This window comes from Cohnella sp., from assembly GCF_041641335.1.
GTDB lineage: Bacteria > Bacillota > Bacilli > Paenibacillales > Paenibacillaceae > Cohnella.
The window spans coordinates 60696-74680 of record NZ_JBEPYQ010000013.1; the positions used below are offsets into that span (position 1 = coordinate 60696).

At 58.0% G+C, this 13985-nt stretch carries 13 protein-coding genes; 9 read left to right on the forward strand and 4 right to left on the reverse strand.

All coding sequences use genetic code 11. From position 1 onward, the window contains the following. Positions 1-16: 16 nt before the first annotated feature. On the reverse strand, positions 17-1459 hold the full coding sequence (locus tag ACESLM_RS06160) for a spore germination protein (RefSeq protein ID WP_372630684.1): 1443 nt from the start codon (positions 1457-1459) through the stop codon (positions 17-19). Between the two features lie 139 nt (positions 1460-1598). Further along, positions 1599-2417, reverse strand: a complete 819-nt coding sequence (locus ACESLM_RS06165; RefSeq protein ID WP_372630686.1) for an SPL family radical SAM protein — start codon at positions 2415-2417, stop codon at positions 1599-1601. A 375-nt stretch (positions 2418-2792) separates the two neighbouring features. Here ACESLM_RS06165 and ACESLM_RS06170 point away from each other — a divergent pair, with 375 nt between their 5' ends. The 4 genes from ACESLM_RS06170 (at position 2793) to ACESLM_RS06185 (ending at position 5924) form a co-directional block, all read left to right on the forward strand. After that, positions 2793-3218 (forward strand): GreA/GreB family elongation factor, encoded by a 426-nt coding sequence (locus tag ACESLM_RS06170; protein ID WP_372630687.1) that lies wholly within the window; start codon positions 2793-2795, stop codon positions 3216-3218. A gap of 267 nt (positions 3219-3485) precedes the next feature. Next, a complete protein-coding gene (locus tag ACESLM_RS06175) occupies positions 3486-4304 on the forward strand; it encodes an MBL fold metallo-hydrolase (protein WP_372630689.1) in 819 nt (272 codons plus the stop codon). 149 nt (positions 4305-4453) lie between these two features. After that, positions 4454-4945, forward strand: coding sequence for an LURP-one-related family protein (locus tag ACESLM_RS06180; RefSeq protein WP_372630691.1), 492 nt, complete (start codon positions 4454-4456; stop codon positions 4943-4945). Between the two features lie 31 nt (positions 4946-4976). Continuing rightward, positions 4977-5924, forward strand: a complete 948-nt coding sequence (locus tag ACESLM_RS06185) for an LLM class flavin-dependent oxidoreductase (protein WP_372630693.1) — start codon at positions 4977-4979, stop codon at positions 5922-5924. Between the two features lie 12 nt (positions 5925-5936). On the opposite strand, the gene ACESLM_RS06190 is transcribed toward ACESLM_RS06185, so the two are convergent. After that, the gene (locus ACESLM_RS06190) at positions 5937-7043 is read right to left on the reverse strand and encodes a glycoside hydrolase family 88 protein (RefSeq protein ID WP_372630695.1); all 1107 of its coding nucleotides are present in this window, start codon (positions 7041-7043) and stop codon (positions 5937-5939) included. A gap of 267 nt (positions 7044-7310) precedes the next feature. Here ACESLM_RS06190 and ACESLM_RS06195 point away from each other — a divergent pair, with 267 nt between their 5' ends. Both ACESLM_RS06195 and yunB read left to right on the forward strand, forming a co-directional pair. Further along, positions 7311-8177, forward strand: coding sequence for an AraC family transcriptional regulator (locus ACESLM_RS06195; RefSeq protein ID WP_372630697.1), 867 nt, complete (start codon positions 7311-7313; stop codon positions 8175-8177). A 92-nt stretch (positions 8178-8269) separates the two neighbouring features. Then, the gene (gene yunB / locus ACESLM_RS06200) at positions 8270-9247 is read left to right on the forward strand and encodes a sporulation protein YunB (protein WP_372630699.1); all 978 of its coding nucleotides are present in this window, start codon (positions 8270-8272) and stop codon (positions 9245-9247) included. Between the two features lie 73 nt (positions 9248-9320). On the opposite strand, the gene ACESLM_RS06205 is transcribed toward yunB, so the two are convergent. Beyond that, entirely contained in the window at positions 9321-10064 is a 744-nt protein-coding gene (locus ACESLM_RS06205) for a glycoside hydrolase family 16 protein (protein WP_372630701.1), read from the reverse strand. A 147-nt stretch (positions 10065-10211) separates the two neighbouring features. Between ACESLM_RS06205 and ACESLM_RS06210 the strand changes: the two genes are divergently transcribed. From ACESLM_RS06210 to ACESLM_RS06220, 3 genes are read left to right on the forward strand one after another with little or no spacing between them, the layout of a single operon-like run. Then, entirely contained in the window at positions 10212-11132 is a 921-nt protein-coding gene (locus ACESLM_RS06210) for an ABC transporter permease (protein WP_372630702.1), read from the forward strand. Between the two features lie 20 nt (positions 11133-11152). Then, the gene (locus ACESLM_RS06215; RefSeq protein ID WP_372630704.1) at positions 11153-12037 is read left to right on the forward strand and encodes a carbohydrate ABC transporter permease; all 885 of its coding nucleotides are present in this window, start codon (positions 11153-11155) and stop codon (positions 12035-12037) included. A 43-nt stretch (positions 12038-12080) separates the two neighbouring features. Next, a complete protein-coding gene (locus ACESLM_RS06220) occupies positions 12081-13754 on the forward strand; it encodes an extracellular solute-binding protein (protein WP_372630706.1) in 1674 nt (557 codons plus the stop codon). Positions 13755-13985: the final 231 nt, after the last annotated feature.

A 13985-nucleotide genomic window follows, 5' to 3' on the forward strand; every position in this document is an offset into this window, starting at 1 on the left:
CTTCGGCTGGGTTCTGTTATTTTCGGTTTTTGTTCAAGACGAACCAAGGGATGCGAAACATCATTCTTAAAAACTCTTTTTTCCGGAATGGGGCGAACGGGGCTAAATACGGCATTCCCAGCGATTTGATCGAAGACAGATGGATGCCGAGCAGGAACAGACCGATCATGATGCCGTACAGTCCGAACATCGAGGCAAGCAGCACCATTCCGAACCTCAGGATACGCACCGTTCCGGACAATGAGATGGACGGGATCGTGAACGATGCGATCGCCGTGGCCGCGACGACGATAATGGCAGGGGAGGAAATGATGCCCGCCTGCACGGCCGATTCCCCGATGACCAGCGCGCCGACGATGCTGATTGCCGAGCCGATAGAGCGCGGCATTCGTACGCTGGCTTCCCGGAGCACCTCAAAAGTTAATTCCATTAGCAGCGTTTCCATCAGCACCGGGAACGGCACGCCTTCGCGCGCGGTCAGAATGCTGCTGAGCAGCTGCGGCGGAACCATCTCCGGATGGAAGGTCAGCGTTCCGACGTAAACGGATGGCAGCAGCAGGTTCATCATAAACCCTACGTATCGCAGCCAGCGGATAAACGTCGCCACGGGATAAGCCAAATACAAATCCTCGGTCGTTTTGAGCAGGTGAGCGAGCGTGCAGGGCAACGCAAGCGCGAACGGCGAACCGTCCACGAGGATGGCGACGCGGCCTTCCATGAGAATGCCGGCAACGTCGTCCGGCCTCTCCGTGCTGTACACGGTAGGGAAGAAGGATCTCGGGCTGTCTTTGATGAGTTCCTCGATGTACTGGGATTCCAGTACGCCGTCGATACTCACTTTTCCGATCCGTTTCCTGACTTCCTCGACCATCTCGGGCTTTGCCCTGTCGTGGATATAGAGAATGGCGACATGGGTATGGGAAACCGAGCCCACCACGAGCTTGTCGACGCGGACGCTTTCGCTGCGTATTCTGCGGCGCACGAGCGAGACGTTCACGTCCAGCGATTCCACGAAGCCGTCGCGAGGTCCGCGCACGACGGTGGATGAAGGGGCTTCCTCGATGCCCCGGGTTTCCAAGCCTTGGGTTTGAATGACGGCAATTCCCGACGCGCCTTCCAGGAATAGCAGCGTCCAGCCGCACATGAGCAGCGGAACCGCCTCGTCCGCGGTGCCGACGACTTTCGCCTCGGGGGCGGAGATGACGGAACGGCACAGCTCTTCCAAGCATTCTGGCGGTTCGTCCGGGAGCGACGGCAAGGCCGACAAGGAAAGCAAGGGCGAGAGCGTCGTCAGCTGCAGCGTCCGTTTGTCTACGAGGTTGTCGATCCACATCAACAGGGCTGGGATCGACTCTTGGCCGATGCGGCATTCCCGCGCAACCAGATCGGAGCTTTCCCCCAGGCGAAGCTCGATGTCGCGCTTTCGTTGGGACAAGGCGTACAGTTGTCGTTTCGTCATCTTGTCCCGCCTCTACAATGGGATGGTCAGAAGGGCTGACGCCTACTCTCTGTATCTCCATTCTTGGGGGGGCTAATTCGTTGCGCGCAAACAATTCGGAAGTAGCGGGAACGAAGTTGTTCGCGCTCGGACCGAAGGCTTAAGGTTCGAACCCTTGCCGGCTGACGAAGATCCGGTCGGCGGGGAACGCCCGGCTCAGTCTTTCCAGGACGATGAGGTGGGCTGCCGGGCGGTTCCATTCCGTCAGGTTCAGCTCGTCGTACAGCGTCTGGAGGCCCAAAGTGCGCGTGCGCTTGCCGCCGCTTCCGTCGCCCATGAAGTAGTCGTCCACGCAGACGCGGTCCGTAACTTGGGCGAGCAGCTCCGGGAATCGTTCGGTGCTGGGCAGGACTGGAGCGACCGCCGCCTGGGTCGGAATTCCGGCTTCGGAAAGCTCGCGCAGCGCCTTCATTCGGGCCGGGATCGGGGGAGCGAACGGGGCGAAAGCTTTGCGGATGTCCTCCCGGTCGGTCTCGATCGTCATGCTGACGCGCACGCGGTCGCCCAAGCGCCGGAGCAAGTCGACGTCCCGTGTCACAAGGGGGCTGCGCGTCTGCACGAGCAGAAAGTCGGGGGATTCCTCGATCAGGACCTCCAGCAAGGATCGCGTCACCCTTTCCTTATGCTCGATAGGCTGATAAGGGTCCGTACTGGACGACATGAAGATCGTCACAGGACCTTTCGCTTTCGCTCTGCGCAGCTCCTTGCGCAGAAGGGCGTCCGTCTCCCGTTTCACGTCCACCCATTCGCCCCACTCGCCGTCCCGGAACAAGTTCACCGGCATTTGCCGCACGTAGCAGTAGGAGCAGCCGAAAACGCAGCCCGTATACGGGTTCAGTGAGTGAGTATATCCGCCCAAGAATCCGGTTCCTTTGTTGAGCAGTGTCTTAGGGAGCTTGTATTGCACGTCCGGTTTCATCGAGACCTCTTCTTTCTGGAATTCTTCTGGACGATCGTCTCTCCGACCCTCTCTTCTATCACCCAGTATACCTCCGATTTCGAGCGTATGTACGCTTTTTTGAACGGGAAAGCAACATTTCGTTATGGCAAGCGGCGTTGTTCTATAGAATCCCGTAACGTCTCCCACTGACGCTGCAAGCTGCTATAAGAGACCCTGGCGAGTGATGCGGCAAACGCAGTTTTTTTCCGAGGCAGGGCGACGCATTATCTGCTATGATACGGTTAAGGCCCTTTTTGAGGGTCTATTTTCTTATTAGGAGGAATCGGTCTATGAAATCGTTGTTTAGGCTGCTGACGGAGTACGTATCTGCGGGCAAGGAGGGGGAAACTCTGTATGAGCCATAGTTCCGAGGCGGCGTTCCGCGAACATTTGCTGGAGCAGTTGGCTTTTTTCGATAAGGAATCGTCCGAGCTGCTAAGAAAAGCGTATCCCGACCTGGCCAAGAGGGATGCGATTCATGAGCTGATAACCGGGTACTGCGATCATATTCAAGCTTATTTGAGCGGAGATATTATCGGCGAAACGGACGCCTGCGTATGGATCGGCTCGGTCGCTACGATCGTCGACGAAATCGACGGAACGGAAGAGCGGTACAAAATCGTGCTGCCGCACGAGATCGACGCCGACCTGGGTCACATCTCTTTCTTGTCGCCGCTGGGCAGCCGTTTGCTTCTTGCCCGCAGGGGCGACCGGATCGAGGTGGATTCCCCGGCCGGCAGTTATGGCGTCCTGCTATTCGAGACGGCATATGAACGATAAAGTGTCGAGCTGCATCCAATGTTAAGACTAGTTCGGCTTGACAGCTCAATTCATGAATGAATCGTTTCGTCGATTCCCTTAACTTGTCGGAGGAGATGAGGTATACTCTTGGCGAAGGAAGAGATTGCGGCTCCGTGCCGGAGGCGGTCGACCGTCTGCTGTCCGACGCGATGGCGCGGCTAAGATCGGTCAAGCTCGACGTCATGTTTGAGTTCCGCCAAAAGTACATCGGTCCGACACTTCTATCGATGGGGAGCGATGAAGAGCATGAATGTCCGTTTTCTGGGAACCGCCGCTTTCGAAGGCATTCCGTCTTTGTTCTGCGGGTGCGAGCTGTGCGCGAAGGCGAAGAAGCTCGGGGGCAAAGAGATTCGCACGCGCACATCCGTCATGATCGACGACGACCTGAAGGTCGATTTTCCGCCGGATACGCTGCTGCACATGCACCGGGACGGGATCGACCTCGATCAGGTCAAAGATTTGCTGTTCACGCACTCCCATTCCGACCATCTGTACGCGGAGGATCTCGTCGCGAGATTTCCGGGATACGCACAGGCGCAGGAGCGCCCGATTCACGTGTATGGGAACGACATTACGCTGGCCAAGATCCGGCAGATGTTCGAAACGAACGGGGGAGCTCGCGGCTTCTACGAGCTTCACCGGCTGCGTCCGTACGCGAAGGTGGAGATGCAGACGGCAACGGCCGTCCCTCTGCTGGCCGCTCACGATCCGAACGAAACGTGCCTGCTCTATTACATCGAGAAGAACGGCAAGAACATCTTTTACGGCCACGACTCAGGCAAGTTTCCCGAGGAAACGTGGGAGTGGCTGAAGGACAAGCAGCCGGATCTTGCCATTTTCGAATGCACGATGGGCAAAGTCGACTACTGGAAATCGCACATGAACGTCGACGCCGTGCTGGAGGCGAAAGCCAGAATGGAGCAATACGGCATGCTGAACGCGGACGCGCGTGTCGTCGTCACCCACTTTTCGCACAACGGCGGCCTGACGCACTCCGACCTGTGCGGGATTTTCGAGCCACACGGCATCGAAGTGGCGTATGACGGCTTAACGGTCGAACTGTAGTAACGGAGCTGTTTCGCAGGCTGTAATGAGCCTTGCGAAGCGGCTCTATTTTTGTACAACGGTTTTCAGACGGAACTCGGCCGCTTCAACGTTTCTTGTAACCTGGGCGCTTAACCCTTACAATTTTGCTTATGGAGGGAGTGTTCGCAATGATTCTATATTTTCGGGACAACTTCTTTAACGCCGGCAGAACGGAAATCGTGAACGAATACAGAGAGCCGGTCGGGGTCGTCGATTTGCGCAGCGCGTTCGGATCGGCGCTGGACGTCTTCGGCGGAGACGGCAGGCCGCTGTTCGCCGGCAAGTTCCGGCTGCTGTCCAACAGGTGGACGGTGACGGACGCGAGCGGCAGGGAATGCGGGCTGCTGAGGCACCGTATGTCGTTCATGTCCAAGAGATTCGAATACGACCGTTACGGCGTCGGCACGTTCGAGATCACCTCCCCGGCTTTTTCGCGGGACTACGAGATCAGGGACGCCAAAGGCGGGCTCGTCGTCTCTTTCCAGAAAGTGAGCGGCTGGTTCGAGTCGTCGGCTTTTCGACTGGCGGTACATACCGGTTGGATCGACGGCTACGAGTGGGTCGCGGTCATTATGGGGATGCACGAAATCCGGAAAAGGCATCATCACGCGGCAGGGTAGTGGCGGCGGGAAGGGGAAGAGGTTCGCAACGATGAAGACGAGAAAGCTCCAACTAAGCGTGCTGGATTTGGTTCCCGTGCTGGACGGAGCCGATGCGCCTAATGCGCTCGGACAGGCGGTCGAGCTGGCCCGAATGGCGGAACGGCTCGGCTACAGACGGTATTGGGTGGCCGAGCATCATGATATGCCCGGGCTGGCCTGCACTTCCCCCGAAGTGCTGCTGGCTCACGTGGGCGCGAAAACGGAGCGCATACGGCTCGGCTCCGGCGCCTTGCTGCTGCCTCATTACAAGCCGCTCAAGGTGGCGGAGTCGTTTCATATGCTCGCCAGCCTGTATCCCGGGCGAATCGATATCGGGCTGGGAAGGGCGCCGGGAGGCTCCGGCGAAGCGAGTCTGGCGCTCAGCGGCAACTTCATCGAGAACGTCGGCAAAATGCCCGAACTGCTGGACGATCTGATGCGGCTGCTCCAAGAGAAATACGAGTACGACGGCCGGCCGGTGGCGGCGCGTCCGATTCCGCCCGAGCCGCCTTGGCCCTGGCTGCTCGGCACGAACAAGAAGAGCGCGGCTTACGCCGCGCGGTTCGGAACGGGTTATGCGTTCGGCCAGTTCATGAGCGACTCTTCCGGGGAGGAGGCGCTTCGGGCGTATCGCGATGGATTCGTTCCTTCTCCGCTGTGTCCGGAACCGTGCGCCCTCGTCGCGGTCGGCATCGTATGCGCGGACACCGACGAGGAGGCGGAGCGTCTCGCCTCGTCCGAATTGTTCCGCGGAGCGACTGCCGCCAAGGAAGGAGAAGGGCGGTCTCCGACCGCAAGAAGACTGCTCGCGGGATCTCCGGGCAGTCTTCGCGGCCAGTTGGAATCGCTCGCCCTTTTGTACGGTATCGACGAGTTCATCGTCGTCACGATGATCGCGGATTACCGGGCAAGGCTTCGTTCCTACGAGCTTCTCGGACAGTTGTTGTCGGACGGGTAGCCGCCCAGCAGCTTAGTAGATCCGCCGCTTCCATCCTCTGAGCTTGGCTAATGCTTCTATATAATAGTAATCGCCGTAGATGAGCGACGTGTCGATATTGACCGTGCCGCTGCCGGTGGCATGCAGCAGAATCGCCTCATGATCCGGCCGGTCCCATGTCGCATAGTTCTCTGTAAGCGACCGCAAGATCCGCTCGGCGGCGTCGGCGTACAGCCGTTTCTCGCCCGCGGGAACGGCATCGGCGATCTCCAGCAGTCCGGAGGCGGCGATGGCCGCGGCCGAGCTGTCGCGGGACATGCCTTCGAGCGATTCGAGCCGGAAATCCCAGTAAGGCACATGATCGTCGGGAAGCGCGGCGATGAAATAGTGGGCGACCCGCTTGGCTTCGTTCAGGAAGCGGGCGTCTCCCGTGTAGCGGTAGACGTTCGCGAAGCCGTGCAGCGCCCAGGAGTTGCCGCGGCTCCAAGTCGAATCCGGCGCGAGCCCCTGTCCGCCGAACGATTCGATGTATTCGCCGGTATCCGGATCGAAGGAAATAATGTGGTTCGTGGAGCCGTCTTCGCGAACGCCGTATTTCATTGTCGTCTCCGAATGGCGGACGGCGATTTGCTTGTAGCGGGGATCCCCGGTCGTCTCGCTCGCCCAGAACAACAGGGAAACATTCATCATGCTGTCGATGATCGACCAGCCGAGCTTGTCGCCGTTCCAGGCGCGAAGAAAATTCCCTGCCAGATTGAAGCGGGAGGCGAGGAAATTCGCCGCATCGAGCCCCCTGCGAAGCCCTTCTGAGTCTCCTGTAATTGCGTGCTTGATGACGGCCGTGGACAGAAACTGAAAGCCGACGTCGTGGTGGAAGTTTTGCGCCTTCTGTACGAACCGCTCCTCCATTTTAACGTCCCGGTTCCAAGCGGCTTCCTTGTAGTGCTCCTTGCCGGTCATGTCGTACATAACCCACAGAATGCCCGCCCAGAACCCTGAAGTCCACCATTCCATCGGCGTATCGTCGTACTTGCCGTCAGCTCCGGCTACATGGGGCGTTTTGCCGCCAAGCTGGGCGATCATGCGATCGACTTTCCCCTCAAGCTTGCTCCACGTTTGTTCCAAATAAGCTTTGTCCATCTCGTCGATTCCTCCTTTTTAAGTGGATTATAGCTTGACCCGGCTCGCCGAAGTTGTGGTACGATATGTGAAAATGTTGCGATTTTGTCCTAGGGCGTGTATGCATACTCCGAGGATAGCAGATGTTGCTGAATTTTCGTTCCATGCAAGGAACTTTTGTGAAGGCGTACTGGGGTACGTCAAGCAAAAGTGACGAAGCAGGGGGCGAAAAGGCGGTGAAAGATGCCCCTGAGCGGGTTTGCGTACACGCCCTAAGCGGGGGAGAAAATGAAACGATTGTTCACGCCGATTTCGTTCGGAGGCAGGCGCATCGTCTGGGATCATCGGATGAGCAGCGACGCGCCGTTCCCGGGCTATTACCATTGGCATCCGTGCTTCGAGATGCTTTTCGTCCATGAAGGGGAAGGGGCGGTCATCGTGAATCAGATCGCTTACGAGATGAGGCGGGGGATGCTGTTCGTGTTCCAGCCGTTTCATTTGCACAAAGTGTATCCCAAGCCGAGCCGAGAGCGGCCCTATATCCGAACGAAGCTGCATTTCGTTCCGGAGGAAATGGCCGACAAGCTGCAAGTCTTCCCGCAGCGATACGGCGTGCTCCGGCGGCTCTGGGAGGAGCGGGATGCGATGTTCGCCTGGGATTTGCGGGAGCACGTCGACTATATGGAGCAGATATTTCAACGGTACGAGGGGGGCGGCGCCGGAGAAGGCCGGTCTTCGGAAGAGGACGACGCGCTGATTCTGCTGCAGCTGCTCGGCGTCGTGCAGGAGGTGGACCAAAGCTTGCGCCAGGTGGACCCCGCGAGAATCGTCCGCAGGCCGCTTCGTTATTCGGAAAAGATCATGCGCTGGATCGAGGAGCATTTCACCGAAGAAATCAGCCTCGAACGGATCGCGGAGGAGATGCATCTGTCCAAGTTCTACGTGTCCCGCGTCTTCCGCAGCGAGACCGGCGGCAGCTTGACCGATTACTTGACGGCGCGAAGGATCAAGCACGCCTGCCGGCTGCTGCAGACGACGACGCTGCCGGTAGAGCGAATCGGGGCCGAGGTCGGGCTGCCCGATGCGTCGTACTTCGTGCAGTTGTTCAAGAAGGTCATCGGAACGACTCCGCTTAAATACAGGAACCAGGCGTAGGGCGGCTTCTTTTTACCCTGCGACAAGCATAAACTTGAACCATGGAATCCCGGGACGACCCCGACAGGGGCCTACGTAGGGAGGTTTAAGCGATGCGAAAAAAATGGGGCAGAGGGTTTCAAATCAATTTATTCGGGAACGGCTCGCCGCTCAGGCCGATCAAGCCCCTTCCGCGCAGATGGGGGAGGAAGGCGGTTTTTCCGCGGATGGGGTCGTCTCCGTCCAAGCCGACTCTGCGCAAGTGGGGAACGGGGAGGCGCTTCGGGGGAGGGAACGTCGGCTCCGGTCCGGCCCATACGCCGGTGAAGAGGTGGACGACGAAGCGCCAAGGTCCGCGAATGAAACGCAAGCACATATGGATCATAGCGCTGCTGCTGATCGCGCTGGCGGTCATTCAGGGGATGATCTTCCTCGACCGGGAGCTGAGGCAGCCGCTTATGTTTCTGGCGAAGGTCAAAGTGAATCAGCTCGCAACCGATGCGATTAACGCGGCAATCAAGGCCGAGTTCGCCCGCGCGGCCGAATCGGACAAAATGATTCATTGGCGCACGAACGGAGACGGGAAAATTACCGGCTTCGAGCTGGATTACAAGCAGCAGATGGCGATTACCTCGAAGACGATCGATGTCGTCGAACGTTCGCTCAAGGCGCACGAGGACGTTCCGGAGCGAATTCCGATCGGTCATGCGCTGAACAGTCCGCTCATCTCGTCCATCGGCCCGAGCGTCGCCGTGAAGTTCCACCCGGCCAGCGTCATTAAAGCGGAAGTCGGGCTGGACCAGAGGGAAGCCGGCATCAACATGCTTCTGGTCGAAGTGTTCGTGCGCATCCGTACGGAGATCGCCGTCGTGATCCCCTTCGATCGGGAACCGGAAATCGTGGAGACGAAAATCCCGCTCTCCTACGCCCTCGTCGTCGGAGACGTGCCGTCCTACTACTACGACGGCAGCGGCCAGCCGGTCGGCAGCGGCGCCGCGCAAGCTCCGGCGATCGCCCTGCCTCTTCCCGGCGCTGACGCCGCGCCCGCACCTTCGCCCGCTCCGTCGCCGCAAGCAGGGGCGAGGCACTGAACTCAAAAAAATCCGCTTTCCCGAAAGCTTCGGGGAGAGCGGATTTTTTGAGTTTCTCGCGCGCCGCGACAGCCTACTCGTAGAGACAGATGCCGGACACGGTCATGACCCCCGGCAGCGCCGATTCGTCTATGTCCACGTTGTCGAACCACCCGCCGACGGCCAGGTTGACGACCAGGTAGAAAGGCTGGTCGAACGGCATGACGCCCGGCTCCAGGCGGCGTTCGGCGAAGCAGTGTCCGTCCACGAGCCAGCGGATAGAGCCGGCGTCCCATTCGAGCCCGTAATCGCGAAACTCGTTAATCGTTCCGTTCTCCAGCTGATGGGAGGATTCGTCGGTCACTTTATGATCCCAATCCTTCCCGTAATGCAGCGTTCCGGATACTTGCCGCGGCAGGCGACCTCTGGCTTCCATCATATCGATCTCGCCGGAAGCGGGCCATTCGCCGTAGGCTTTGTCCTGCGGAAGCAGCCAGATGGCCGGCCACAGCCCGTCTCCCACCGGCAGCTTGGCGCGGACGACCAGCTTGCCGTAGCGGAACGAGAAGCGATCCCTCGTATCTAGGCGCGCGGACGTATAGGAGAAGCTGCGCCCGTCCTTTTCGACCGTTTCGCGGCGGGCGCACAAGTTCAGCCCCGATTCGTCGATGTACAGATTGCCCGGATCCCCCGTATAAAACTGCCGTTCCCCGTTGCCCCACCCCGGATCTATCGCATTGCCGTCGTCGTCCAGCAGATCGTTGCCAAGACGAATGTTCCATAAGCTCAGATCGGTGCTGCCGTTACGGAAATCCTGTTCCCACAAAAGCTTGCTCATCCCTTCGCACCCCTCTCCGTATACTCCCAGAATACTGAATTTCGCAGGCCAGTCAAACGAATCTAAAAAAATGGGATGGCTTCAAAAACCGTGGTCTTTTTTTAAGATGCGCGGTTTTTTACGATGAAAGGGAAGGAGGCAGTCAAGATGAGCCAACACAGATCCGGACAGATGAAAGCGTTTTTTAGACAGTGGCAGGTTCAGAGCATGGTCATTCCCGGCATCGTCTGGATGTTCGTCTTCTGCTACATCCCGATGTTCTGGCTGATTATCGCCTTTATGGACTACAGTATCGCCAAGCCGATGCTGCAATCGCCTCTTGTCGGGCTGAAGCACTTCGAGGATTTCGCCGCGGACGACCGGTTTTGGCGCTCGATCCGCAATACGCTGGGCATGAGCGCGATCAAGCTGGCGCTCGGATTTCCGATTCCGATTCTATTCGCGCTGCTGCTCAACGAGATCCGAAGCCTTCGCTTCAAGCGTGCGGTTCAGACGATTTCGTACTTGCCGCACTTTATCGCCTGGACGATCTTCGGCGGCATTCTGCTCAACTGGCTGGGCGAGGGCGGCGTCATGAACCAATTGATGATGGCGCTGGGCATTCAGGATCGCGAGATCTTGTACAACAGCGATCCTCAGTATTTCTGGTGGATCGTCTATTTCTCCGACGTGCTCAAGGAAACGGGCTGGAGCGCGATCATCTATATCGCGGCCATAGCCGGCATCGATCCCGCGCTGTACGAAGCCGCGGAGCTGGACGGAGCCAACCGCTGGCAGCGCATGTGGCACATCACCATCCAGTGCATCCGGCCGACGATCGCCATCCTGTTCATTCTCGCCGTCAGCGGCATGCTGGGCAGCAACTTCGAACAGATTTTCATGCTGAAAAACAACATGAACATGAGGATGGCGGAAAGCCTGGATCTGTACATCTACAACATGGGCTTGGTATCCGGACGACATTCCTTCTCGACCGCGGTGCTGTTCGCCCGCTCCCTCGTGGCGCTGGGACTGCTGCTGCTCGCCAACTACACGTCCAAAAAACTAAGCGGCGAAAGCATCTTTTGAACGGGGGGAAAACGATAGCGATGGAATCGCGCGGAAGGTTTCGGCGAGTCGGACTATTCGAGGTCGGCAATACGCTGCTGATGCTGGCCGTCTGCTTTATTACGCTCTATCCGATGTGGTTCGTCTTCATCAACTCGCTGAACGCGCCGGAACGGGCGCTGCTGGGCACGATCAACTGGTTTCCCGAGGCTTGGTCGCTGGACAGCTATCGAGTGGTGTTTAACGATAAAAACCTGATGAACGGCTTTTACATCACAACGCTGCGGACGGTGATCGGAACGGCGGCGCACGTGCTGTTCACCGCGATCGTGGCCTATGGCATGAGCCGATCCAACCTGATCGGGCGCAAGTTTTATATGCGGATCGCCCTGATTACGATGCTATTCTCCGGCGGATTGATTCCGACCTTTCTGCTGATGACGAAGCTGGGACTGTACGACAATTTCTGGGTATTCGTCATTCCGGGGATGTACACCTTTTTCAATATGGTCATCTTCATGAGCTTCTTCCGCACGATTCCGGAAAGCCTGGAGGAATCCGCCAAGGTGGACGGGGCATCGGACTACGGCGTCCTGTTCCGAATCGTGCTGCCCAACAGTATGGCCGTCATCGCCACCATCTCGCTCTTCTCGGCCGTCTATCACTGGAACGATTATTATCAGGGCGTCATCTACATCCGCACCCAGGAACTGCTGCCCTTGCAGACGATGCTGTACAAGATTATCGCGGAAAATTCGATGTCCTTCATGCAGCAGCAGGCGATGGCGCAATTCGGCGCGCGGCTGCCCGGCAATTCCATCAAGTTCGCTTCGATGATGGTCGCCACGCTGCCCATTCTGGCGTTTTATCCCTTCATTCAGCGCTATCTGGTCAAAGGGGTCATGATCGGCGCTATTAAAGGGTGATTAAAAAATATATCATTAGCAGCAGAGAAAGGATGATCATGCAATGATGCGTAGATCGATGAAACAGGGGGCGTCTCTTATTTTGACGGCGATTCTCTCGCTCGGCCTCCTGGCCGCATGCTCCAAATCCGAGGAGAGCAAGCCGAGCGCCCAGCCTTCGGCCAGCTCGCAATCTCCGTCCGCGACCTCTTCGGGGGAGACGGCGCCGAATCCCGACGCAGCCGCATGGCAGCTGGATACGAGTCCCGTCGATCTGACCTGGTTCGTAGGCGCTTCTTGGTACGGCCGCACTTGGGGGGACAGCCTGAACTCCAAGCACATCACGGAAAAAACGGGCGTCAACGTTAAAATCGAGGTTCCGTCCGGCGACGCCAACGAGCAGGCGACGCTGATGATGACGTCGGGCAAGCTGCCGGACCTGATCAGCATGGGCTCTTGGGAAACCGCTGTCAAGAAGCTGTGGGAAGGCGACCACGTGTACGCGCTGAACGAGCTGGCCGAGCAGTACGATCCGTATTTCTTCAAGGTGGCGGGCGACGGCACGCTGAAGTGGTATCGCCAGGAAAACGGCAACACGTACGGAGTGCCCAACGACTCCTACAGCCCCAATCTGATGCATGAAACCGGCATGACCGCCGCCAACCAGACGTTCCTCGTGCGCAAGGATTTGTACGAGGAGATGGGCCGCCCGGATCTGACGACGCGGGAAGGCTTCCTGAACGCGCTGCAACTGCTGAAGGATCAATATTCCCAGTACAAAGGCCAGCCGATGAGCCCGTTCTTCGCGCAGGGCAACGTTCCTTACGGGATGACCGAGTATTTGCAAAACCTGCTGGCCGTTCCGTATGAGAAAGACGGCAAAGTGTACGACCGCTTTACCGATCCCGACTACGTCGCCTGGCTGAAAACGTTCCGTACCGCCTACGAGCGCGGACTGATCAATGTCGACTTCCTGGTCGATTCCGATACTCAGGTGGAGGAGAAAACGAACAACGCCCGCTATTTCATGATGATCCGCGAATGGACGGGGATGACCGCCGTCAACCCGATGCTGGCCGCGAGCGCCAACCCGGAGTCGTACTACATCGCGGTCGACGGACCGCAGAACAGCAATGGCGACAGCGCCAAGCTGTTCCCCGGCAACATGGACGGTTGGATGGTGACGATGATCAGCAAGTCGACCAAACATCCGGAGCGCGCCATCCGTTTCCTGACTTACCTGGCCAGCGAGGAAGGACAGCGGGACTTGTTTCTCGGCAAAGAAGGCGAGACGTGGGAGCTGAAGGACGGCAAGCCGCAATTGAAGTCTGAAATGGCGCAGCTGCTCGAAACCGATATCGAGAAGCTGGAAAAGGAATACGGCATTATGGATACGTACTGGATGATGCGCAACCCGGTCATCGTCAACCAATGGAGACCGGAGAAAGCGCCCGTCATCAAGCAAATGGAGGACTTCGCCAACGCGCAGGCCGACATCGACAGCGGCATCTACAAGAACCTCGATCCGCTCGGCGATTCCGAGGTCGCGGTGTCCTGGTCGCGCATCTCCCAGAACTGGGAAGAGACGCTTCCCGAGCTGATCACCGCCAAGGACGAAGCCGCCTTCGATAAAATCTTCGAAAATTACCTGACCCGCCGCGACAATTACGGCTTCGACCAGGTCATGGCTTATCGCCAGACCGAGCTGGACGCCCGCAAAGCCAAAATGGCTGAATAAAGCGCGGCGCTGAGCGGCGGTGGGGTTGTCTCGTAGTCAGGCAAATGAGATCATCGAGACAGGGAAGGGATATGTATCTTTTGGAGAGCGAAGCGTCTGCCTCATACGGTCATGAAATTACCCTGTTACGGGTTTACTATTCAGATTTAATGACCGTATCAGCAGCGGAAGAAGGTACATATCCCGTACTTCATTATCGGTGATTCTATGCCTTGCTCCCTGACGTCTTAC

What these genes read in the sequence shown, in the direction of transcription:
- ACESLM_RS06160 (WP_372630684.1), bottom strand. Translation starts at nt 1,459, where the DNA reads ATGACGAAACGACAACTGTACGCCTTGTCCCAACGAAAGCGCGACATC.
- ACESLM_RS06165 (WP_372630686.1), bottom strand. Translation starts at nt 2,417, where the DNA reads ATGAAACCGGACGTGCAATACAAGCTCCCTAAGACACTGCTCAACAAA.
- ACESLM_RS06170 (WP_372630687.1), top strand. Translation starts at nt 2,793, where the DNA reads ATGAGCCATAGTTCCGAGGCGGCGTTCCGCGAACATTTGCTGGAGCAG.
- ACESLM_RS06175 (WP_372630689.1), top strand. Translation starts at nt 3,486, where the DNA reads ATGAATGTCCGTTTTCTGGGAACCGCCGCTTTCGAAGGCATTCCGTCT.
- ACESLM_RS06180 (WP_372630691.1), top strand. Translation starts at nt 4,454, where the DNA reads ATGATTCTATATTTTCGGGACAACTTCTTTAACGCCGGCAGAACGGAA.
- ACESLM_RS06185 (WP_372630693.1), top strand. Translation starts at nt 4,977, where the DNA reads ATGAAGACGAGAAAGCTCCAACTAAGCGTGCTGGATTTGGTTCCCGTG.
- ACESLM_RS06190 (WP_372630695.1), bottom strand. Translation starts at nt 7,043, where the DNA reads ATGGACAAAGCTTATTTGGAACAAACGTGGAGCAAGCTTGAGGGGAAA.
- ACESLM_RS06195 (WP_372630697.1), top strand. Translation starts at nt 7,311, where the DNA reads ATGAAACGATTGTTCACGCCGATTTCGTTCGGAGGCAGGCGCATCGTC.
- yunB (WP_372630699.1), top strand. Translation starts at nt 8,270, where the DNA reads ATGCGAAAAAAATGGGGCAGAGGGTTTCAAATCAATTTATTCGGGAAC.
- ACESLM_RS06205 (WP_372630701.1), bottom strand. Translation starts at nt 10,064, where the DNA reads ATGAGCAAGCTTTTGTGGGAACAGGATTTCCGTAACGGCAGCACCGAT.
- ACESLM_RS06210 (WP_372630702.1), top strand. Translation starts at nt 10,212, where the DNA reads ATGAGCCAACACAGATCCGGACAGATGAAAGCGTTTTTTAGACAGTGG.
- ACESLM_RS06215 (WP_372630704.1), top strand. Translation starts at nt 11,153, where the DNA reads ATGGAATCGCGCGGAAGGTTTCGGCGAGTCGGACTATTCGAGGTCGGC.
- ACESLM_RS06220 (WP_372630706.1), top strand. Translation starts at nt 12,081, where the DNA reads ATGATGCGTAGATCGATGAAACAGGGGGCGTCTCTTATTTTGACGGCG.